The organism is Janthinobacterium sp. GW460-12-1-14-LB5 (assembly GCF_059423585.1).
The window spans coordinates 1-21,319 of the sequence record NZ_JBWKYD010000011.1; the positions used below are offsets into that span (position 1 = coordinate 1).

Annotated in this window: 18 protein-coding genes and 2 tRNA genes; 8 read left to right on the plus strand and 12 right to left on the minus strand. The window is 61.3% G+C overall.

The genetic code is table 11. The annotated features are described in order from the left end of the window. The first annotated feature begins 141 nt into the window (after positions 1–141). Positions 142–867, plus strand: coding sequence for a hypothetical protein (locus AC07X6_RS12870; RefSeq protein ID WP_494791222.1), 726 nt, complete (start codon positions 142–144; stop codon positions 865–867). 159 nt (positions 868–1,026) lie between these two features. Here the strand turns inward: AC07X6_RS12870 and AC07X6_RS12875 are convergent. The 5 genes from AC07X6_RS12875 to AC07X6_RS12895 form a co-directional block, all read right to left on the minus strand. Further along, positions 1,027–1,116: transfer RNA gene (locus tag AC07X6_RS12875), tRNA-Ser, on the minus strand. Positions 1,117–1,380: 264 nt separating this feature from the next. Then, positions 1,381–1,470, minus strand: a tRNA-Ser gene (locus AC07X6_RS12880). A gap of 77 nt (positions 1,471–1,547) precedes the next feature. Beyond that, positions 1,548–2,837 carry a serine--tRNA ligase gene (serS, locus tag AC07X6_RS12885; protein ID WP_230541676.1) on the minus strand — a complete coding sequence of 430 codons (1,290 nt, stop codon included), beginning with the start codon at positions 2,835–2,837 and terminating at the stop codon, positions 1,548–1,550. A 146-nt stretch (positions 2,838–2,983) separates the two neighbouring features. Further along, positions 2,984–3,187, minus strand: a complete 204-nt coding sequence (locus AC07X6_RS12890; RefSeq protein WP_494791223.1) for a hypothetical protein — start codon at positions 3,185–3,187, stop codon at positions 2,984–2,986. A 149-nt stretch (positions 3,188–3,336) separates the two neighbouring features. Further along, on the minus strand, positions 3,337–4,758 hold the full coding sequence (locus tag AC07X6_RS12895; protein WP_494791224.1) for an aminotransferase-like domain-containing protein: 1,422 nt from the start codon (positions 4,756–4,758) through the stop codon (positions 3,337–3,339). 183 nt (positions 4,759–4,941) lie between these two features. Here AC07X6_RS12895 and AC07X6_RS12900 point away from each other — a divergent pair, with 183 nt between their 5' ends. Together AC07X6_RS12900 and AC07X6_RS12905 are read left to right on the plus strand one after the other, a co-directional pair. Further along, the gene (locus tag AC07X6_RS12900) at positions 4,942–5,232 is read left to right on the plus strand and encodes a DUF2917 domain-containing protein (RefSeq protein ID WP_230541679.1); all 291 of its coding nucleotides are present in this window, start codon (positions 4,942–4,944) and stop codon (positions 5,230–5,232) included. Further along, on the plus strand, positions 5,229–5,969 hold the full coding sequence (locus AC07X6_RS12905; protein ID WP_494791225.1) for an NAD-dependent epimerase/dehydratase family protein: 741 nt from the start codon (positions 5,229–5,231) through the stop codon (positions 5,967–5,969). Before AC07X6_RS12900 ends, AC07X6_RS12905 begins: the two co-directional genes overlap by 4 nt. A gap of 1 nt (position 5,970) precedes the next feature. On the opposite strand, the gene AC07X6_RS12910 is transcribed toward AC07X6_RS12905, so the two are convergent. The 3 genes from AC07X6_RS12910 to AC07X6_RS12920 form a co-directional block, all read right to left on the minus strand. Beyond that, complete coding sequence (locus AC07X6_RS12910) at positions 5,971–7,290, minus strand: replication-associated recombination protein A (RefSeq protein WP_070225008.1); 1,320 nt, start codon at positions 7,288–7,290, stop codon at positions 5,971–5,973. A 73-nt stretch (positions 7,291–7,363) separates the two neighbouring features. Beyond that, a complete protein-coding gene (gene lolA, locus AC07X6_RS12915; RefSeq protein WP_494791226.1) occupies positions 7,364–8,020 on the minus strand; it encodes an outer membrane lipoprotein chaperone LolA in 657 nt (218 codons plus the stop codon). 3 nt (positions 8,021–8,023) lie between these two features. After that, positions 8,024–10,384, minus strand: coding sequence for a DNA translocase FtsK (locus tag AC07X6_RS12920; protein WP_494791227.1), 2,361 nt, complete (start codon positions 10,382–10,384; stop codon positions 8,024–8,026). Between the two features lie 215 nt (positions 10,385–10,599). Between AC07X6_RS12920 and trxB the strand changes: the two genes are divergently transcribed. The 3 genes from trxB (at position 10,600) to AC07X6_RS12935 (ending at position 13,000) form a co-directional block, all read left to right on the plus strand. Next, positions 10,600–11,553, plus strand: coding sequence for a thioredoxin-disulfide reductase (gene trxB / locus AC07X6_RS12925; RefSeq protein WP_034758671.1), 954 nt, complete (start codon positions 10,600–10,602; stop codon positions 11,551–11,553). A 7-nt stretch (positions 11,554–11,560) separates the two neighbouring features. After that, positions 11,561–12,235 carry a Smr/MutS family protein gene (locus AC07X6_RS12930; protein WP_230541683.1) on the plus strand — a complete coding sequence of 225 codons (675 nt, stop codon included), beginning with the start codon at positions 11,561–11,563 and terminating at the stop codon, positions 12,233–12,235. A 135-nt stretch (positions 12,236–12,370) separates the two neighbouring features. Continuing rightward, positions 12,371–13,000 (plus strand): trimeric intracellular cation channel family protein, encoded by a 630-nt coding sequence (locus AC07X6_RS12935; RefSeq protein WP_034786156.1) that lies wholly within the window; start codon positions 12,371–12,373, stop codon positions 12,998–13,000. Positions 13,001–13,025: 25 nt separating this feature from the next. On the opposite strand, the gene AC07X6_RS12940 is transcribed toward AC07X6_RS12935, so the two are convergent. Together AC07X6_RS12940 and AC07X6_RS12945 are read right to left on the minus strand one after the other, a co-directional pair. Next, entirely contained in the window at positions 13,026–13,364 is a 339-nt protein-coding gene (locus tag AC07X6_RS12940) for a P-II family nitrogen regulator (RefSeq protein WP_034758685.1), read from the minus strand. A 173-nt stretch (positions 13,365–13,537) separates the two neighbouring features. Further along, positions 13,538–15,154: an NAD+ synthase gene (locus tag AC07X6_RS12945; protein ID WP_494791228.1), complete on the minus strand. Its 1,617-nt coding sequence runs from the start codon at positions 15,152–15,154 to the stop codon at positions 13,538–13,540. Positions 15,155–15,246: 92 nt separating this feature from the next. Between AC07X6_RS12945 and AC07X6_RS12950 the strand changes: the two genes are divergently transcribed. Then, positions 15,247–16,392, plus strand: a complete 1,146-nt coding sequence (locus AC07X6_RS12950; RefSeq protein WP_230541839.1) for a GNAT family N-acetyltransferase — start codon at positions 15,247–15,249, stop codon at positions 16,390–16,392. A gap of 50 nt (positions 16,393–16,442) precedes the next feature. Here AC07X6_RS12950 and ppa read toward each other — a convergent pair whose 3' ends face one another. Further along, the gene (gene ppa, locus AC07X6_RS12955) at positions 16,443–16,985 is read right to left on the minus strand and encodes an inorganic diphosphatase (RefSeq protein ID WP_086139428.1); all 543 of its coding nucleotides are present in this window, start codon (positions 16,983–16,985) and stop codon (positions 16,443–16,445) included. A gap of 623 nt (positions 16,986–17,608) precedes the next feature. On the opposite strand from ppa, the gene AC07X6_RS12960 reads away from it, so the two are divergent. Further along, the gene (locus AC07X6_RS12960) at positions 17,609–20,035 is read left to right on the plus strand and encodes a membrane-bound PQQ-dependent dehydrogenase, glucose/quinate/shikimate family (protein WP_494791229.1); all 2,427 of its coding nucleotides are present in this window, start codon (positions 17,609–17,611) and stop codon (positions 20,033–20,035) included. 87 nt (positions 20,036–20,122) lie between these two features. On the opposite strand, the gene AC07X6_RS12965 is transcribed toward AC07X6_RS12960, so the two are convergent. Further along, positions 20,123–21,319 carry a heme biosynthesis protein HemY gene (locus AC07X6_RS12965; protein WP_268994018.1) on the minus strand — a complete coding sequence of 399 codons (1,197 nt, stop codon included), beginning with the start codon at positions 21,317–21,319 and terminating at the stop codon, positions 20,123–20,125.

A 21,319-nucleotide genomic window follows, 5' to 3' on the forward strand; every position in this document is an offset into this window, starting at 1 on the left:
AATCGGCACATTGCTTTTATTGGTGGGGCCGGGATGGGAGGGAGTAGATTAACATAGGCTGAGCTGGGTCAAGGTGGGGTGCATCGGCAAGGGGTAGCGTGGACAGCAGCGGCATCGGCCCCAGACTGTAGAGGACGTGGCATGAACAGCATGCACAAGCTGAGCGATACGCGGGTGCGGCATGACGCGCTCACGCAACAGGCGCGCCAGCGCAAGATCGATGCGTGGCTGCAGGTCGCAGCCAGTCTCAGCGAGCAGATCACCGTCGAATTGCAGACTGCCACGGAGCAGCTACAGGGCGAAGGAATGGCCGACTTGCAGCGCGTGACGGCACTGGCACAACGCCTGGCAAACAATAGCAAAGCCATGCGCGATACCCTCGGGACACTGTTTGACAGCGGTGAAAAAAGCGAGGAGCATGCAGTGACAAGCACGGAGGATTGCGCCATGGACGAGCAAGTCAACACACTGGGAAAAGACATGGCCGGCGTGAAACTGGACGTTGCTGATTTGAAGGTTGATGTGGCTGGCATCAAGGTGGATGTGGCTGGTCTGAAAACGGATGTGGCTGGCCTGAAAACGGATGTGGCTGGCCTCAAAGTGGATGTGGCAGACCTGAAAACGGATGTCGCTGGTCTCAAGGTGGATGTGGCAGACCTGAAAACGGATGTCGCCGGCCTGAAAACGGATGTCACTGTCCTCAAGACGGATGTCAGCAGCTTGAAACTGGACTTGGCGGTGGTGCGCTCCAATTACGCGACCAGGTCCGATGTGGCTGAGGCGAAGTCGACTGTCATCCTGTCTTGCGTGGGGACGATGATTGCGCTGTCGAGTGTGGCGTTTGCGGTGGCGCGGCTGGTGCACTAGCTTGAGTTCGTGGCGGCGCTGGCAATTAGAGCTTGAATGGAGGAAAAAACGCCTTGCGCTGCGCGCTTTGGGCGGTTTTTCTACCTGCGTTGATGTGTCGCAAGCTTTTTGGCGTTCCCAATAAAAAAAGCTCCCTTGCGGGAGCTTTCTTATTTATTCTGGCGGAGAGGGTGGGATTCGAACCCACGGTACGATTTAACGTACGCTTGATTTCGAGTCAAGTACATTCGACCACTCTGCCACCTCTCCGTTTACTGCGGTCTATTCGTTCAAACTGGCGTGCCTGTTTGAACGAGGCGCTATTTTAGCATGGGTGTTGTTGGGTTGGGTAGGGGTTTATTGGTGATTTGCAACTGATGACTGGCAAACCAAAACCTATCTGGGCGATTCGGAGAGCCCCGCGCAAGTATGCGCGGGGCTTCGAATCCCACGCGTACGCCCCGCAGGGGGCGTACTCCTTTCCGCCGCCACAAATAAAAAAAGCTCCCTTGCGGGAGCTTTCTCTATTTGTTCTGGCGGAGAGGGTGGGATTCGAACCCACGGTACGATTTAACGTACGCTTGATTTCGAGTCAAGTACATTCGACCACTCTGCCACCTCTCCATTTGCTGCGGTCTTTTCCCGCATTGCTGCGAGAAGGCAAGATTATAGCAGCCCGCGACAAAAAGAAAAGGACTATTTTAAGCCTTCAGATGCGTCAGGCCGCCCATGTACGGGCGCAGCACTGGCGGGATCTCGACGCTGCCGTCTGCCTGCTGGTAGTTTTCCAGCACCGCTACCAGGGTGCGGCCCACTGCCAGGCCGGAGCCGTTCAGGGTGTGCGCCAGTTCCGGCTTGCCGGCGGCGTTGCGGAAGCGCGCCTGCATGCGGCGGGCCTGGAAGGCTTCGCAGTTCGACAGGGACGAGATTTCGCGGTAGGTGTTTTGCGCCGGCAGCCACACTTCCAGGTCGAAGGTCTTGGTGGCGCCGAAACCCATGTCGCCCGTGCACAGCGACATCACGCGGTATGGCAGGCCCAGGCGTTGCAAAATCGCTTCCGCATGGCCGACCATTTCATCGAGCACCTGGTACGAGGTGTCCGGGTGCACCACTTGCACCATTTCCACCTTGTCGAACTGGTGCTGGCGGATCATGCCGCGCGTGTCGCGGCCGTAGCTGCCCGCTTCCGAACGGAAGCATGGCGTGTGGGCCGTCATTTTCAGGGGCAGTTGATCGAGCGCCAGGATTTCATCGCGCGCGATATTGGTCAGCGACACTTCCGACGTCGGGATCAGGTAGAAGGTCTCGCCCTCGCCTTCCGCGCCGCCTTTTTTCACCGAGAACAGGTCGGCTTCGAATTTCGGCAACTGGCCCGTGCCGCGCAGGGAATCGGCGTTGACCATGTACGGCGTATAGCATTCCGTGTAGCCATGCTCGTCCACATGCGTGTTGAGCATGAATTGCGCCAGTGCGCGGTGCAGGCGGGCGATGCCGCCCTTCATGACGGAGAAGCGCGAACCGGTCAGCTTGGTGGCCACTTCGAAATCGAGGCCCAGCGGGCCGCCCACGTCGACGTGATCCTTGACTTCAAAGTCAAAAGTGCGTGGCGTGCCGACCTTGCGCACTTCCACGTTGCCCGACTCGTCCGTGCCCAGGGGCGACGATTCATGCGGCAAGTTCGGCACGGCCATGATGAAATCGCTCAGCTTGGCTTGCACTACGCTCAGGGCCGCCTCATCGGCTTTCAGCTCATCGCCCAGGCCTGCCACTTGCGCCATCACGGCCGAGGTGTCTTCCCCCTTGCCTTTCAACATGCCGATTTGCTTGGACAACGCATTGCGCTTGCCCTGCAGTTCCTCGGTGCGCGTCTGGATCGCCTTGCGTTCGGCTTCGAGGGCGGTAAAACCTGCCACGTCGAGCTGGAATTTGCGCGTCGCCAGGCGTTCTGCGACGGTGGCGATGTCTTTACGGAGAAGTTGGATATCTATCATGGGTGGATGGCGGTGCCGATGTATCGAAAGCACTCATTGTACCAAGACCCAGTTCACTTCGATGAGTTTTGCGCAAGGTCAACCATCGTCATGGCAGCCTGGCCGGGCACTCGCGCCCGCTTTACATTTTCTGCATAGCTTATTGCTTAAATGAACGCGGCTTTTTCGGCAGCGGTCAGGCGACGGGCGCTGACGGTCACGACAGGCATCGTGCTATCGGCGGCCTTGGCAATCAGGGTCGACGTGGCGCTCACTTCCACCGTGTGTGCGCCTGCGGAGGCGAAGCTGGCGCCGATGGCGATGATGGCGGCGGCGACAAAGGTGATTTCCATGTTTTTCAGTGCGTTCATGATGTGACTCCCGGTTAGTTTGTGTGTTTGACTGCTGCTGGTATGGTGGTACTTTAGCCAACGGCGGCAAACAAGGCCACCGGCTTGCGACCAGCGGCGAAAAACAGGGAGCGAACGGTGAAAATGCGGGACTGAAACGCAAAGAATAGTTACAAGGCCTCATGCACCAGGCGGCCCAGGCGGCCGATGGCCTGCTCGATGCGCGGCGTCCAGGCATTGCCGCAATTGAGGCGCAGGTAATTGCCGAACTTGCCCGAGGCCGAGAACAGCTGGCCCGGCATATAGGCCACGCCGCTGGCGATGGCGTGGCCGTGCAGGGCCAGCGCATCGACTTGCGGCGGCATCTGCACCCACAGCACGAAACCGCCCTGCGGCTCGGACAGCATGCAGTCCGCCGGAAAGCCGGCCGCCACGGCGTCGGACATGCGGGCGATGCGCTGCACCAGCGTGCGTCGCATCTTGCGCAACTGCTGGTCGTAGCTGCTGCCCTCCAGAAAATCGGCCAGCACGGCCTGGAAGAAATGGCTGGTGGCGCCGCTCGACACGGTTTTCAGCAGGGCCACTTCCTGCGCGAAACGCCCGGCCAGCACGTAACCGACGCGCGACGCAGGCGTGATGGCCTTGGAAAACGAGGAACACAGCAAGACGTTGCCGCTCGTATCGTAAGCCTTCACGGGCCACGGGCGCTGCGGCGCAAAGCACAGGTCGCCATATACATCGTCTTCCACCAGCGGAATATTAAATTCCGACAGCAAGCCCGCCAAACGCTTCTTGTTGGCCTCCGGCATGACGCAACCCAAAGGATTATTCGCGTTCGGCACGAACAAACACGCTTGCACGAGGCCGGCTCGCAGGGCCAGTTCCAGCGCATCGAGCGACGGCCCCGTCTTCGGGTCGGTGGGGATTTCCAGCGCCTTCATGCCCAGGCTTTCGATCATCTGCAGCAGCACGAAATACGTGGCCGACTCGATGGCGATGGTGTCGCCCGGCCTGGCGACGGCGCGCAGGCACAGGCTGATCGCTTCCGTGCAGGAATTCGTCACGACGATCTCGTGCGGGTCCAGCTTGCCCCAATCCAGCGCGCGGCGCGTGACCTGGCGCAGGAAGTTGCTTTCGCTGACGTCGTAGCAGCTGACCTTGCTCAACAAAGCCGGTTCGCGCCGCGCCACCGCGCTGATGGTGCGCTGCATGCGCTTGATGGGCAAAATCTCGTCGGGCGGCCAGGCCGTGCCCAGCTGCACGATATCGGGCGCCTCGTTTTCCTTCAGCACGCGCATCAACAGATTGTTGATGCCGACAAAGGCCGGCTCCTTCAAGTGCTGGGCGTCGGCGCTGCAGGGCCTGCGGGGCGCGCGGTGGCGCACGAAATAGCCGGACTGGGGCCGCGCATCAACCTGCCCCCGGTCTTCCATCAGGCGCAAGGCTTGCATCACGGTACTGACGGAAATGCGCTTTTGCTGCGCCAGGTGGCGGATCGACGGCAAGCGGTCGCCAGGCGCGAACACGCGCGCGTCGATCAAGGCGCCCAGCTCGTTGGCCAGGTGCTCGTACAGATTCAAATGCGCGCTCATGTTCATCCCTTCAGTATGCGGCTGCCGCGCGCGGCACGCACAGATACAGTTGCCCGTTTTTTTGACAAGCACAGTGTACGATGAAGCGCACTGTATGCATGACAATTTCGTTTTCCTGCATCTGTCATGGTTCACCGCAAGCGCCTAAGCTGTTCCTGTCAGCACACCAACAGGAGCGATGCGATGCATACCGACCACGAATTACGCAGCGAACGGCCTTTGCGTCTGGAAAAAGCGCATGCCAGGGTCATCGAATGCCTGTCCGGCACGGCCTGGATCACGGCCTACGCCCAGTTCGAGGATTGCGTGCTGCGCAGCGGCGAACGCTACACGATCCCGAATGACGGCCTGGTGCTGGTCGAAGCCGTCGGTAGCGGACGCATCCGCGTGCATGGGACGGCCGCACCGCGCCCCGCCCTGCTGCGCTGGCTGAACCTGGCACTGCCTCACACCTTGAATATTAGGAATACATGACTCAAACACCACCACTGCGCGTCCTCGTCACGGGCGCCGCCGGCGTTATCGGCACCGTTTTCTGGAAGCGCCGGCACGGGGAATTCTCCCTGCGCCTGGCCGACCTGCACACAGGCAAGCTGGCCGAAGCGCCCTGCCCGTCCATGCAGCTCGACGTCAGCGATTACGCCGCCTGCCTGGCCGCCTGCACCGATATCGACGTGGTGCTGCACCTGGCCGGCGTGCCGCACGCCAGCGCCGATTTCGATGCGCAATTGCTGCAGCCGAACATCATCGGCACGCACAACATCTTCCGCGCGGCACAGGCGCAGGGAGTGAAAAGAGTCGTATTCGCCAGCAGCGCGCAAGCCATCGAGGGCTACCCGCTGGACGTGCAAGTGCATGAGCACATGCCGGCGCGCCCGGCCAACATGTATGGCGCCAGCAAGGCCTTCGGTGAAGGCGTGGCCTCCGCATTCGCCCACCAGCATGGCATGACGGCGATCGCCGTGCGCATCGCCAACGTGGCGCAGTTTAAGAAAGGTCAACAACACAGCGCACGCGACATCGCCGCCTTCATCAGCGAGCGCGACGTGGTGCAGTTGCTGGCCTGCTGCATCGCGGCGGACGTGCCGGCCGGCTACCACGTCGTGCATGGCGTGTCGGACAACCGCTACAAGCGGCTATCCATCGACGCGACGCGCCGGCTGGTCGGCTACGCGCCTCAGGATGACGGTTTTACATTGCTGGGACTGTAATTCAGCCCTTGCCGGCCGGTTTTCCTGCTTTCCTGTCAAGCTCGCGCAGCCACGCCAGCTTGTCGGCAATCTTGCTTTCCAGGCCGCGCGGCACGGGCTGGTACCAGCCCGGTTCGGCCATGCCGTCCGGGAAATAGGTTTCGCCAGCCGCGTAGGCATCGGGCTCGTCATGCGCATAGCGGTAGGCATGGCCATAGCCGAGTTCCTTCATCAGCTTCGTCGGCGCATTGCGCAAGTGCACGGGCACTTCCTTCGATTTATCCTTCTTGACGAAGGCCATGGCCGTATTGAAGGCGTTGTAGCCGGCATTGCTCTTTGCCGCAATCGCCAGGTAGATCACGGCCTGACCCAGGGCCAGCTCGCCTTCGGGCGAACCGAGCCGTTCATACGTTTCCGCCGCATCATTGACCATCGTCAAGGCGCGGGGGTCAGCCAGGCCGATGTCTTCCCAGGCCATGCGCACAATGCGCCGCGACAGGTAGCGCGGGTCGGCGCCGCCGTCGATCATGCGGCAAAACCAGTACAGGGCGGCGTCCGGGTTGGAACCGCGCACGGACTTGTGCAGCGCGGAAATCTGGTCATAGAAATTGTCGCCGCCCTTGTCGAAGCGGCGCGAATTTAATGTGAGCGCATTGTCGACAAAGGCCGCGTCGATGGTCGTCGTGCCCGTCGAGCTGGCGGCCGTCTCGGCCTGCTCCAGCAAGTTCAAAAAGCGGCGCGCATCGCCATCCGCATAGCCGATCAGGGTGTCGGCCGCCGCTTCGTCGAACGTCAGGTGCGTCAAGGCCGTGGACTGCGCCTTGGCCAGCAGCTGCTTCATCTCGTCTTCGTTGAGCGATTTCAATACATACACTTGCGCGCGCGACAGCAGCGCCGAGTTCACTTCGAAGCTGGGGTTTTCCGTCGTGGCGCCAATGAAGGTCACCAGGCCCGACTCGACGAAGGGCAGCAAGGCGTCCTGTTGCGATTTATTAAACCGGTGGATCTCGTCGACGAACAATAAAGTGTGCTTGCCGAACTGGTCCAGGCTGTGGCGGGCCTGGTCCATGGCTGCGCGGATATCTTTCACGCCCGCAAACACGGCTGACAGGGCGATGAATTCGCTGTCGAACGCGTTCGCCATCAGGCGCGCCAGGGTGGTCTTGCCCACGCCGGGCGGCCCCCATAAAATCATCGAATGGGCCTTGCCCGCCTCGAAGGCCAGGCGCAGCGGCTTGCCCACGCCCAGCAGATGCGTCTGGCCGATGACTTCGTTAAGGGTAGCAGGCCGCAAGGCTTCGGCCAGCGGCTGGCGCGGTGCGGTGGAAAAAAGATCCGCCATAATGAGGTACCTAGTAAGAATGCAAAAGCCCCGCATTGCTGCGAGGCCGGCTCATACGCAAGGCGCGACAGTCTTAATTATTAATGACGTCGGCGCCCTTGGGCATGACAAATTTAAAGTGATTGGCAGATAAGGCCGGGTTTTTCTGGAAATTCTTGAACGCCAGCACCGAGGTCTGCCCGAACGAATCGCGCAACTCCATCGCTTCCGGCACGCCGTTGCGCAAGCCGATGGTGATTTCGTCAAACGTCGTGTCCTTGGCCTTCGGCGTGGCTTTCAGCCATTCCAGGCCATCGCGCGTGCCTGCTTCGGCCAACGTAAAATTCTTTTCCAGGTCGTTGCTGCCGAACAAGATGGCGGCCGGCGAGGAACCGAGCGCGTCGCCCAGTTTCTTGACCGTCACCTGGCTCAAGTCCTTGTCGTAGATATACAGCTTGTCGCCATCGGCCTGCAGCAACTGCTCGTACGGTTTCAGATAGGTCCAGATGAACTTGCCGGGACGGGCAAACTCGAACGTGCCACTGGCTGGCGTGGAAACTTTGGCCTTGCCGCTGGCGTCCGCCTTCTTGACCTGGCGCTGCACGAACTCGCCCTTGGCCGACTTGGTGCCGGCCGCAAAGCTCTTGAACTGCTCGAGGGCACTGGCCGAGGCGCTGGCCGCGAACAGCAGGCTGCAGGCAACGCTGGCCGCGCCGATGATCATTTTTGCTGCGAAAGTATTGCTTTTCATTTATTACCCTTGTTCGGCACTGGCCGCCGGCACCAGGATTTCCCGGTTGCCATTGGATTGCATGGTTGACACTACCCCGCTCTGCTCCATCTGCTCGAGCAGGCGGGCGGCGCGGTTGTAGCCGATGCGCAAATGACGCTGCACCAGCGAAATCGAGGCGCGGCGGTTTTTCAGCACCACCGCCACCGCCTGGTCGTACAGGGCATCGGCCTCGCCGCCGCCCTCGCCCGGCGCGCCGCCTTCGGCGCCATCGCCTTCCAGGGTGCCGCCTTCGAGGATGCCCTCGATGTAATTCGGTTCGCCCTGCAGCTTCAGATGGCTGACGACGCGGTGAACTTCTTCATCCGACACAAACGCGCCGTGCACGCGCATCGGCAAGCCGGTGCCGGGCGGCATGTACAGCATGTCGCCCATGCCCAGCAGGGTTTCCGCGCCCATCTGGTCGAGAATGGTGCGCGAGTCGATCTTTGACGACACCTGGAAGGCGATACGCGTCGGGATGTTGGCTTTAATCAAGCCCGTGATCACGTCTACAGATGGGCGCTGCGTGGCCAGAATCAAGTGCAGACCGGCGGCGCGGGCCTTTTGCGCGATACGCGCGATCAATTCCTCGACTTTTTTACCCACCACCATCATCAGATCAGCCAGCTCGTCAATGATAATGACGATGGTCGGCAGTTTTTCCAGCGGCTCGGGCGAGTCCGGTGTCAGGCTGAACGGATTCGGGATATGTTCTTCGCGCTTTTTCGCGTCGGCAATCTTCGCGTTGTAGCCGGCCAGGTTACGCACGCCCATCTTGCTCATCAGCTTGTAGCGGCGTTCCATCTCGTTCACGGCCCAGTTCAGCGCGTGACCCGCCTGGCGCATGTCGGTGACGACGGGCGCCAGCAAGTGCGGGATGCCTTCGTAGACGGACATTTCCAGCATCTTCGGATCGATCAGGATCAATCGCACGTCGAGCGGGTCGGACTTGTACAGCAGCGACAAAATCGTCGCATTGATGCCCACGGATTTACCGGAACCGGTGGTGCCGGCCACCAGCAAGTGGGGCATCTTGGCCAGGTCGGCCACGACGGGCTTGCCGGCGATATCCTTGCCCAGCGCAATCGTCAGGCTGGACACGCCATCGTTGTAGACCTTGGAGCCGAGGATTTCCGTCAGGCGCACGATCTGGCGCTTGGTATTCGGCAATTCCAGGGCCATATAGTTCTTGCCGGGAATGGTTTCCACGACGCGGATCGAGGTGAGCGACAGCGAACGGGCCAGGTCGCGCGCCAGGCCCACGATCTGGCTGCCCTTCACGCCCGTGGCCGGCTCGATTTCATAGCGCGTCACGACAGGGCCGGGGTAAGCGGCCACTACCTTGGCATCCACGCCAAAGTCCGACAATTTCTTTTCGATCAGGCGGCTCGTAAACTCCAGGGTTTCCACGGACACCGTTTCCACCACGGGCGGCGCTTCATCGAGCAAGGACAGCGGCGGCAGCTTGCCATCGCCCAAGTTCTCGAACAAGTGCGCCTGGCGCTCCTTTTCCACGCGCTCGGATTTCACCACGGTCACGACTTGCGGCTCGATCTTGACGGGCGGCGCGGCCACGTGCTTTTCCACGTGCTTGGCCCGTTCGATGACCACCACTTCGTCGCGGCGCACGGCAGCCACTTCACCCTGGCGGCGGTCTTCGCGGTCCTGGTAGCGCAGCACGAACCAATTAAACGCGTCTTCGATAGCGCCGCCGATGCGTTCTGCCACTTGCAACCAAGAAACGTGGAAGAACAGGCTGAAACCGAGGCCGAACAGCAGCAACAGTAATAAAGTAGCGCCCGTGAAGCCGAAAGCCACGTGGGCCGAATGCCCCACCAGCTGGCCCAGCACGCCGCCGGGGTCGCGCGGCAGCTGCACGTGCAGGCTTTTCGCCATGCGCAGGTATTCGAGGCCCATGCTGCCGATCAGCATGATGGAAAAGCCGACGATGCGGATCAGCATCTCGACATGGTGCTCGCGCTCCACGTCCTCTTCTTCCAGCAGGAAGCGCTTACTCAGGCGGCGATAGCCATTCCACACGGTGCGCAGCAGCCAGACGCACCACCACCAGGCGGAAAAACCGAAGATATACAGCAGCAGATCGGAAAAGGTCGCACCGAGCTTGCCGCCCAGGTTGGCCACCTTGTCGACGGACGTGGCATGCGACCAGCCCGGGTCGAGCTTGTTGAAGCTGGCCAGTATCAGCACGAAATACAGGGCAAACGCGGCCAGCGCGAACCAGCGCGCCTCGGACAGCAGCCGTACCAGCCGGTTGGGCAAGGGCCGGCGTTCGACCGGTTTTCGGGTGTAGCTATTTTGATTGGCCTGGGCTGGTTTAGTCATTCTGGGAAGCGCTGCAAGGTGAAAAATGTTTCTGAAAGGGAATTTCCCATAATAAGGAAGTATTCTAAGCCATATATGCCCCGGACGGCCCCACGATTCGTCGCTACAGGCGGCTTGGTCTATAATCGAGGATTGCTTGCGCAAGCGCAATACGGCCTTGTTCTTCGCGCGTATGCCCCCAATTCGGATAGACCCCACTCATAGAGAAGCTTCCCATGACCACTACCAAACACGCCCGCGTTTTGATCCTCGGCTCCGGCCCAGCCGGCTACAGCGCCGCCGTCTACGCCGCCCGCGCCAACCTGAACCCGATGCTGGTCACCGGCGTGGAACAAGGCGGCCAGCTGATGACCACCACCGACGTGGAAAACTGGCCCGGCGACCCCATGGGCGTGCAAGGCCCGGACCTGATGCAGCGCTTGCTGCAGCACGCCGAGCGTTTCAATACGGAAATCGTGTTTGACCACATCCACACCACCTTCCTCAATGAAAAGCCGATCCGCCTGAAGGGCGACAGCCACGAATACACGTGCGACACGCTGATCATCGCCACGGGCGCATCCGCACAGTACCTGGGCTTGCCGTCGGAAGCGGAATTCATGGGCAAGGGCGTGTCCGCCTGCGCCACCTGCGATGGCTTCTTCTACCGCAACCAGGAAGTGGCAGTCGTCGGCGGCGGCAATACGGCCGTCGAAGAAGCGCTGTACCTGTCGAACATCGCCAATAAAGTCACGCTGATCCACCGCCGCGACAAGTTCCGCGCGGAAGCGATCCTGATCGACCGCCTGAATGCCAAGGTTGCCGAAGGCAAGATCGTGTTGAAATATAACCACACTCTGGACGAAGTGACGGGCAACGAAGGCGGCGTGACGGGCCTGAACATCAAGTCGACCATCGACGGCAAGGTCGAAGCATTGAGCGTACACGGCGTCTTCATCGCCATCGGCCACAAGCCGAACACGGGCATCTTCGAAGGCCAACTGGACATGCACAACGGCTACATCAAGACGAAAACCGGCCTGGAAGGCATGGCCACCGCCACCAGCGCACCGGGCGTGTTTGCCGCCGGCGACGTGCAAGACCATATCTACCGCCAGGCCATCACCAGCGCCGGCACGGGTTGCATGGCAGCACTGGACGCCCAGCGCTACCTGGAAGGCCAGGAGTAAGCGTCGCATGGCGTCGATGAAAGACTTTGCCGACCTGAAAGCGGTCAGCAAGCAGCTCAAGGAGCAGGCGGACGCGCGCGCGCAAGCTGAAGCGGAGCGCGCCAAGCAGGTCAAGGTGCAGGCCGTGGAAAGCAATCTGTTCAAGGCCAGCATCGGCGGCGTCAAGCGCCTGCCCGAGTCGGACCGCTACGTGCCCAGCCTGCCCAAGGCGGGCACGGCCAGCGTCCAGCAGCCGGCGCGCAAATTGTCTCCGGAAGAGGACGATGCGGCCGTGCTGCGCGAGTCGCTGTCGGACTTGTTCGAAGTCGACCATTATCTGGAAAACGATCCGGCCCTGAACTACGCCCGCCCCGGCGTGGGGCCGGACGTGGTCAAGAAGATGCGCAAGGGCCACTGGCCCATCCAGGATGAGCTGGACTTGCACGGCTTGCGCCGGGACGACGCGCGCGACGGCATCGGCGCCTTTCTGAACCAGGCGACGCGGCGCAAGCTGCGCTGCGTGCGCGTTATCCACGGCAAGGGTTTCGGCTCGAAAGGCCAGGAACCGGTGTTGAAATCGATGGTGCACAGCTGGCTCGTACAAAAGGATGAAGTCGTCGCCTTTTGCCAGGCGCGCCGCTCGGAAGGGGGCGATGGCGCCCTCGTCGTGCTGCTCTCGGCAGCGCTGCAGCCCATCCGCTAGCCCTAGCAGCAAGAAATTACAATTCAGTAACAAGTTACACCCCGCACACGGCCCCGTTTGTCACCATTCGGGGCCGTGTCATGTTAACCTGTGACAATTATTTCCTGCTTAGCGTCTCGTGCACGCGCTCCACCCATGATGCCACCCCAACTGCCGCCTGGCTCGCTGATCAAGATCATTGAGGTCATCGCCATCCTGGTGGGCGCGTTTTCCGGCTTCATCGAAGCGCGCCGCAAGCGCATGGACCTGGTCGGCGTATTCGTCGTGGCCTTCATCACGGCATTCGGCGGGGGGACGTTACGCGACATCCTGCTCGACAAGCGCCCTTTGTTCTGGGTTTCGCACCAGGAATACGCGATCCTGATCTTCGTACTGGCCCTGACGGCCGCGCCCCTGATCCAGCATTTGCGCCAGATCGTCTCGGAACGCCTGATCGTCATCGCCGACGCCATCGGCCTGGGCATGTTCGCCATCGCCGGCGTGGCCGAAGCCATGCGCGCCGGCATGCCGATCTTTATTGCCTCGATGATGGGGGTGATTACGGGGATTTTCGGCGGCGTGATGCGCGACATCGTCTGCAACGAAGTGCCGATGGTGTTTCGTGACGGAAAACCCTACGCCATCTGCGCGTTTTTCGGCTGCTGGGCTTATTTATTGCAGATGCACTTCGGCGCCGAGCACGACTTCGCGCTGTGGACCAGCGCCAGCGGCATCACGATATTGCGCCTGATCTGCTGGAAATTCGACATGCGCCTGGGACGCTGAAGGTCAGCAGCCCAGGCTGAAACACTTACACTGCGTCAGGACCGGTCTCGCCGGTGCGGATGCGGATGACTTGCTCCACGTCGCGCACGAAGATCTTGCCGTCGCCGATCTTGCCCGTGCGGGCTGCCTTGATGATGGCGTCGACCACCAGTTCCGACACGCTGTCGTCCACTACCACTTCGACTTTGACTTTTGGCAAGAAGTCGACCACGTACTCGGCGCCACGGTACAGCTCGGTATGACCCTTCTGGCGGCCAAAGCCCTTCACTTCCGTCACGGTCAAGCCCGTCACGTTCACATCGGCCAGGGCCTCGCGTACTTCGTCGAGCTTGAATGGTTTGATGATGGCGGTAATCTGTTTCATGGCTTTCTCCTTATTGATAATCGTCAGTTCTTCATTAGCTGGCTTAACGGGACCCCGCAAAACCGTAGCGAGCAAGTTCAATACCGGGTTGAGTAGCGGAGCCGTACTTGAGTACGGTGAGCAACGGATGCCCGGTAGTGAGCTGCGCAGTAGGTTTGGCGGGGTTCCCCACGTTATTCGTAAAACTTCGACGTAATGGGATAGCGCCAGTCGCGGCCAAAGCCACGGTGCGTGACGCGGATGCCCACCGGCGACTGGCGACGCTTGTATTCATTGATCTTGATCAGGCGCGTGATTTTCGCCACGTCGGCCGGCGGGTAGCCAGCCTCGATAATGTCGGCGATCGGCCGGTTTTCTTCCATGTACATCTGCATGATGCCGTCGAGTATTTCATACGGCGGCAAGGAATCCTGGTCCAGCTGGTCGGCGCGCAGCTCGGCCGATGGCCCGCGCGTCAAAATACGCTCGGGAATCACGCTTGAGATGCTGTTGCGGTATGCACACAGACGGTACACGAGCGTCTTGGCGATATCCTTGATCACGGCAAAGCCGCCCGCCATGTCGCCGTACAGGGTGCAATAGCCGACGGCCATCTCGCTCTTGTTGCCCGTCGTCAACACAATGCTGCCATGCTTGTTCGACAAGGCCATCAGCAAAGTGCCGCGGATGCGCGCCTGGATATTCTCTTCCGTCGCGTCTTCCGCCAGTCCCGCGAACTCCTCGGCCAGGGTGGCGCGGAAGGCGTCGAAAGTTTGCTTGATCGGAATTTCATCGTAGCGCACATCGAGGCGTTTTACCATGTCGCGCGAGTCGATCCACGAGATATCGGCCGTAAATTGCGACGGCATCATGACGGCGCGCACCTTGTCGGCGCCCAGCGCATCGACGGCGATGGCCAGGGTCAGCGCGGAATCGACGCCGCCCGACATGCCGATCAGCACGCCCGGGAAACCGTTCTTGACTATATAGTCACGCACGCCCAGCACCAGCGCCTGGTACACCTGCGCCTCGGTGGTCAGCGGCGTGGCCAGCGGCTGCGGCACGGGCGTGGCGCCGTCGAACTCGACGAGCTGCAAGTCTTCCTCGAAATGGCGCAGCTGGGCGCAGATCGTGCCGGCCGCATCCATGACAAACGAGTCGCCGTCGAAAATCAGCTCATCCTGGCCGCCGACCAGGTTGGCGTACACGAGGGCCATGCCTTGCGCGCTGACGTTCTTGCGCATGGTTTCATAGCGCAAATGCTGCTTATTCATGTGATAAGGCGAGCCGTTCGGCACCAGCAGCACTTGCGCGCCGGCCGCGCGGGCGCGCATCGGCGCGTGCTCGAACCACGTGTCTTCGCAGATATTGATGCCGAAGCGCACGCCCTTCACGCCAAACACGAAAGCCTGGTCCGACGACGTAAAGTAGCGTTTTTCATCGAACACGGTGGTATTCGGCAAGTCGTGCTTGCGGTAGGTGCCCAGCACTTCGCCATTGACCAGCACGGAAGCGGCATTGTGGCGCACGCCCTTCTCGTCCTGCAGGGGCAAGCCCACCACCACGTGCATATCCTTGAACTGGGCCAGGTCGCGGGCCAGCGCCGCAAACGCTTCCTGCGTTTTTGCGTAGAATGCATTGCGCAGCAACAGGTCCTCGGGTGGATAGCCAACCAGCGACAGTTCCGGCGTGAGCACGATATCGGCGCCCGCCTCGAACGCGCGGCGGGAAAGGTCGAAGATCTTGGCACGGTTGCCGGCCAGATCGCCGACCGTACTATTCATTTGAGCAATTGCGACTTTGACTGTCATGATGATGATGGATATTTTTCGTTCTATTAAACAAGACAGGGGCGCGCAGGCCGACGGTGGCGCCCCGAGAGTGATGAATGCACACTACAACAATGAATTATCGCACGGCTATCGTCACTACCCTGGCTGAAATTGGCGAAGCGGCCTGGTCAGAACTGCTGGCGCGCCAGGCGGACGCCAAGGCGGAGGCCACCCCCTTCCTCTCCTATGCCTTTTTGCATGCGCTGCACGAGTCCGGCTGCGCCAGCGCGGACACGGGCTGGCAACCGAATTACCTGGCGCTGTGGCAAGGAGACACGCTGGCCGCCGCCCTGCCCCTGTACCTCAAAACGCACTCGTACGGCGAATACGTGTTCGACTGGGCCTGGGCCGATGCCTATCAGCAACATGGCCTCGAATACTACCCGAAACTGCTGTCCGCTATCCCCTTTACGCCCGTCAGCGGCACGCGCCTGCTGGCCCGCGATGGCGAAGCGCGCGCCGCCCTGCTGGCCTTCCTGCAGGCCCAGCAGCAGGCCAGCGAGGTGTCGTCCTGCCATATCCTGTTCCCGCCGGAAAGCGAGGCGCGCCAGTTGGCCGAGGCCGGCTACCTGCTGCGCAGCGGCGTGCAGTTTCACTGGCTCAATCCCGGCTACGCGGATTTCGAGCAATTTCTTGCCACCCTGGAGCACAAGAAGCGCAAGAATATCCGCGCCGAGCGGCGCAAGGTGCGGGAAGCGGGCGTGACCATGCGCCAGGTGCGCGGCATGGACGCCACGGACGCGGACTGGAAACTGTTCCACCGCTGCTACAGCAATACCTATGCGGAACACCGCTCCTCGCCCTATCTGTCGCTGGACTTCTTCCGGCGCATAGGCGCGGCCATGCCGCAGAATATTTTATTGGTGATCGCCGAGCGCGAAGGCCGGGCCATTGCCGCCTCGCTGGTGATCCACACGGCCGACACACTGTATGGCCGCTACTGGGGCGCGCTCGAGCACGTACCGTGCCTGCATTTCGAGACGGCGTATTACCAGCCGCTGGAATTTTGCATCGCCAACGGCATCGCCACCTTCGAGGGCGGCGCCCAGGGCGAGCACAAGATGGCGCGCGGCTTCCTGCCGCAAAAGACCTGGTCCGCCCACTGGCTGGCGCACCCGGCCTTTGCCGACGCCGTGCAGCGCTTCCTCGAACGGGAACGGGGCGGCATCGATGCCTATCTCGATGAATTGAACGAGCACAGCCCGTTTCGCGCATAAAAAAACGCTCCCGGCCATCGCTGGCGGGGAGCGTTTTTTAACGGGTGACGTTAGGCTTTTGCAGCATCTGCCTTGTAGGCGGCGACGCCGCCCAGGATTTCTTCCTTGGCCACTTCAGGGCCATACCAGCCGTCGATCTTGACCCATTTGCCTTTTTCCAGATCTTTGTAGTGCTCGAAGAAATGCTGGATCTGGCGCAAGCGCAGTTCGTTCAGATCTTCCGGCTTTTGCCAGTGGCTGTAGATCGACAGGACCTTGTCGACTGGCACGGCCAGCACTTTTGCGTCTTCGCCCGACTCGTCGGTCATTTTCAGCACGCCGATAGGACGGCAGCGCACGACCACGCCCGGGATCAGCGGGAACGGGGTGATGACCAGCACGTCGACCGGGTCGCCATCCGGCGACAGGGTGTTCGGCACGTAGCCGTAGTTGCACGGGTAATGCATGGCGGTACCCATGAAGCGATCGACGAAGATCGCGCCGCTTTCCTTGTCGACTTCGTACTTGATCGGATCGGCATTCATCGGGATTTCGATGACGACGTTGAAATCGTTCGGCAGGTCGCGGCCGGAAGAGACGTTATTCAAACTCATGGGGTTCCTCATTAGCGGATGGTGTTTTAACCGCGCAATTATAGCGAAGTACAGGCAGCTTGTGCGATGCAGCAGCGGCCCGCCGGCGTTTTGCGCGTCCTGCCAGCAACAGTGGCATGCATGGCCCGCTGGCCCCCGCAGCCTGCCAGCGAAAGAATAAACAGGCGGCCCAAAATAATAAGTAAAAACACGTAAGTAATACTACGCTCACGCCTGAATTAATATCTGGAATATCTGCGTATTTTCATTTCAATATCACCATGCGGCAAACATGGTTATTATAATCGGCATTGCATTTATTGCAGCAACTTATAACAACAATTTCATTATCATGCATCCGGCGATGCCTGCACATAATGACGCGGGCGTTTCAACATGCTTCGCCAAACGCCCATCCAGCCCCGCAATCTGCTCTTCCAGCATAATATTTGCTCTTATTTGAAGAGTTTATCTGATTCAAATGGCGACCCCGCCAAAAAATGGCACTACCGGAAGACAATCATCAATTCTGATAAACTGTCACATTCTGGTGATTCCAAACTTTGTATATTCTGCAATCGACGCCTTCCCTGAATTCAATATGGCGCATCACGCGCCACCGATAAATCCTTGCAAAAAGGAATATGATGATTCCCTCTTTCCGGCCCGGTCCTTTATTAAAGGTCACTGGCGTTATTTTCATTCTGTTCGGCCTCGCCCTGCTGGGCGGCGGCATCTGGCTGGCCACGCTCGGCGGCTCTTGGTACTACTTGCTGGCCGGCATAGGCATGCTGATCGCAGGCGCGCTCGTCTTCCAAGGCAAGCGCAGTGCGCAACCATTCATGGCGCTGCTGCTGCTCGCCACTCTGATCTGGTCCGTGATCGAAGTGAAATTTGACTGGTGGCAATTGCTGCCGCGCCTCGACATCTGGTTTGCCGCCGCCGTCTGGCTGCTGCTGCCCTTCGTCAGCCGCCGCCTGGCGCCACCCGCCGCGGCGAAACAGCCGCAATTGGGAAGGACAGCCCTGTCCGCCGCCGTGGCGCTGACCGTCATCGCCGGCGTCATCGCCCTGTTCCAGGACTACCATGACCTGCATGGCGACGTGCCGGCCGACAGCATGGCCGCCACGGCCAACGGCGATTTCGCGCCCGGCGTCGAGCACAATGACTGGTCCGCGTATGGCCGCTCCGGCTATGGCGACCGCTACGCGCCGGCCGCGCAGATCACGCCGGCCAATATTTCCGGCCTGAAAGAAGCCTGGACTTACCACACGGGCGACTTCAAGGGTCCGAACGACCCGGGCGAGATCGCCAATGAAGTGACGCCGCTGAAGGTCAATGACATGCTGTATTTGTGCACGCCGCACAATATCGTCATCGCCCTGAACCCGGACACGGGCAAGGAAATCTGGCGCCACGATCCGAAGATCGACCGCGACGCGGCCAGCTACCAGCACATGATCTGCCGCGGCGTCGCCTACTGGGACGTCAACGCGGGGCGCGCCAAAAACAATCCGGCACCCGAAGCGGCCGGCATGGAATGCCCGCGCCGCATCCTGGCGCCGACCATGGACGGCACCATGATCGCCGTCAATGCCGATACGGGCGAATCGTGCAAGAGCTTTGGCAACAACGGCGTCGTCAACCTGTATAAAAACATGGCCATGATCAAACGCGGTTTCCTGATGCCAACTTCCCCGCCAGCCGTGGCGCAAAACGTGGCCGTGATCGCCGCCAGCGTGACGGACAACCATTCGACGGAAGAGCCGTCGGGCGTGATCCGCGGCTACGATCCCGTCACGGGCAAGCTGATGTGGAACTGGGACCCGGCCACGCCGGAAGATACGGCGCCTTTCCCTGAAGGCAAGAACTACACCAACAACTCGCCCAACTCGTGGGGCGTGGCCAGCATCGATGAAAAGCTGGGCATGGTCTACATTCCAATGGGCAATGAAACTCCCGATACCTGGGGCGGCAACCGCAACAAGAATGGCGAGAAATTCAACAGCGCCATCGTCGCGCTGGACCTGGCGACGGGGAAAGTGCGCTGGGTCTACCAGACCGTGCACCACGATATCTGGGACATGGACATCGGCGGCCAGCCGAGCCTGGTCGACATCGACACGCCTAAGGGTAAAGTGCCGTCCGTTGTCGCCACAACCAAGCGGGGCGACATCTACGTGATCGACCGCCGCGACGGCAGCCTGGTCGTGCCGGCGCCGGAAAAACCCGTGCCAACGAGCAATCCTGCCGCCGGCGACACCCTGTCGCCCACGCAGCCATTCTCGGCCCTGACCTTCTTGCCTGAACGCAATATCAGCGAAGCGGACATGTGGGGCACGACGCCGTTCGACCAGCTCGCTTGCCGCATCATCTTCAAGGAACGCCGCTATGAAGGCCCGTTCACGCCGCAAACGGCCGGCAAGGGCGCCGTCATCTCGCCGGGCCCGCTCGGCATCTTCGAATGGGGCGGCGCGGCCATCGACCCCGTGCGTCAGTTGCTGATCGTCAACCCTGACTACATGGGCTTCCTGGAAAAACTCGTGCCGCGCGCGGAAACGACGGCCAAGGGCGGCACGGGCGGTGAAATGGGCTTGCAGCCGCAGACGGGCGTCCCGTTCGCCGTGGAAATCAAGGCCTTTTTGTCGCCGCTGGGCTTCCCGTGCCAGGCACCGCCGTGGGGCTATGTGGCCGCCGTCGACCTGCGCACTATGAAGAAAGTGTGGATGCACAAGAACGGCACCACGCGCGACAGCGGTCCCGTGCCGATTCCCTTGCCACTGGGCGTGCCCAGCCTGGGCGGCATGGTCACCACGGGTGGCGGCGTGACCTTCCTCAGCAGCACGCTCGACTACTACATCCGCGGCTACGACGTCAGCAACGGTAAAGTCATCTGGAAAGCCCGTTTGCCAGCCGGCGGCCAGGCTACGCCGATGAGCTATGTGTCGAACAAGTCGGGGCGCCAGTTCGTCGTCGTCATGGCAGGCGGCCACGGTTCGCTGGGCACCAAGATGAGCGACACCCTGGTGGCGTATGCCTTGCCGGAAGGCACTGCGGTACCGAAGAAGTAATTAGCAACGCACTCCGCCCTGGAGTGCGCGCATAAAAAAAGCCGTTCAGTCTGCACTGAACGGCTTTTTTACGTCTGGAGAAACAGATTACAGGATGGTGGCCAGCGCGCATTGACGGTAATGCGCGGCGGCCTGTTCCGTCTGCTGCAAGGCATCGTGCATCTGCGCCAGCTTCAGATGGGCGTCGCGCACCATCTGCGGCTCGTTCGCGTCCGACAAAGCCTGCTCCAGGTGGCGCTGGGCCTTGCCCCACAGTTTTTGCTTGAGGCACAGGGTGCCCAGGGTCAGCGCCAGTTCCGCGTCCAGCGGGCGCTGTTTCATCCATTGCTCGCAATGCTCGATCTGCAGCAGCAGGGCCGGCGTGCCGGCGGGCGCCGCCGCTTCGCGGTAGGCGCGCACGACGCGCTCGTCCCAGTCGGCGGCCAGCGACTCTTCGCACACGAGGCGCGCTTCGTCGTGCAAGCCGCGCGCATTCAGGGCCGTGGCGGCGCGGCAGGCGATATACGGCTTGACGCGGTCGGCGCTCGGCACGCTGGACCACACGCGCATCAGCGATTCGGCGTCATGCGATGGGTCGGACAGCAAATGGTCGTAGGCCAGCTCGCGCAGGCGCGACGACAGGGCCGGATGCAGGGCGCGGTGCTTGTCGAGCGAACGCACGAGGCGCAGCACTTCCGGCCAGTTCTTCGCCTGCTGCTCGGCCTTCAGCGACCATTGCAGCGCGTGGATATGGCGCGTGCCGCTGGCGTTGAGTTCGCGCACGGCGGCCAGGGCCGCTTCCGGCTGGTGGTCGTCGACCAGCAATTCCGTCACCGTCATCAAACGGGCCGTTTTCAGGCTGGCATCGCCTTCGACGCGGGACAGCCAGCTGTCGCGGCGCTCGGACTGGCGCATGCGGTGCGCGGCGCGCGCGCCGATCAGCGCGGCCAGACCGGCGTTTTCTTCCAGCTCGGCGGCGCGCAGGGCAGCTTTTTCCGCATGGCCGAAACGGCCTTCGAACAGGGCCTTCAAGGCTTCGCGCAAGCCCTTGTTGCCATCGCGCTCACGCTTGCGCTGGCGGTAGGCCGCCACTTGCGCCGGCATGCGCACGGTGGCGCGCACGGCGCGCACCAGCAGGTACAGCAGCACGAACAGCACGACCTGCAGCAGCAGGAAGAAGTTCAGCGACAAGTCGATGCGGTACGGCGGATAGAACAGCACCACGTTGCCGGGGTTGAAACGGGCCGTCACGGCGATACCGATCGCCGCGGCCATCAGGGCGAGTAACCAGAGAAATAGACGCAT